Source organism: Nostocoides veronense (assembly GCF_039531185.1).
In the GTDB taxonomy this organism is placed as follows: Bacteria; Actinomycetota; Actinomycetes; order Actinomycetales; family Dermatophilaceae; genus Nostocoides_A; species Nostocoides_A veronense.
This window is the reverse complement of record NZ_BAAAPO010000017.1, coordinates 337-819: the sequence shown is the minus strand read 5'-3', so window position 1 is coordinate 819 and position 483 is coordinate 337. Positions and strand designations below refer to the sequence as shown.

General features: G+C 72.0%; 1 protein-coding gene. It reads right to left on the bottom strand.

Going from position 1 to position 483, the window contains the following annotated elements; all coding sequences use genetic code 11:
* The coding region (locus ABD225_RS05725; protein WP_344082381.1) for a tyrosine-type recombinase/integrase at positions 1-410 on the bottom strand (410 nt) is incomplete at its 3' end.
* Between the last annotated feature and the right edge of the window lie 73 nt (positions 411-483).

Sequence of the window (483 nt, the reverse complement as noted above, 5' to 3'; positions counted from 1 at the left end):
GCCGCGTACTTCAGCGGTGAACCGACGCGCCCACCCCACAGATTGACGAAGACGTAGTCACTGTCGAGTTCGCCGTACTCCTCGATCAGGTAGTCGGCGTAGCACCGGACCAGCGAGGCCGGGACCGGGATCGTCCGCGGGACCAACGATTTGGACCGGGCCCGGTTGTCGTTGTCACGGGCGAGCACCCGCACCTGCCGCTCGGCCGCGTCCCAGTCCTCATGCCGCAGCCCGAGCGCCTCACCGACTCGCATCCCAGTGCTCGCGAGCACCTCGAGCAGCAGCCGGTCCCGGCGCCGCTGGCACGCCCCGATCAGCGCCTCGACCTCCTGCCTGTCGAGGGTGCGCGGTGTGCGTCGTCCCGCCCGGACCCGCACCACCGGCGCGGCGACCGGCCTGGACTTGCTCACGTGGTGCAGGAACCCGCGAGCCCCGCCCCGCCGGCCCGCAGGCCGCCACACGCTCAACGCGGCATGCACCGCA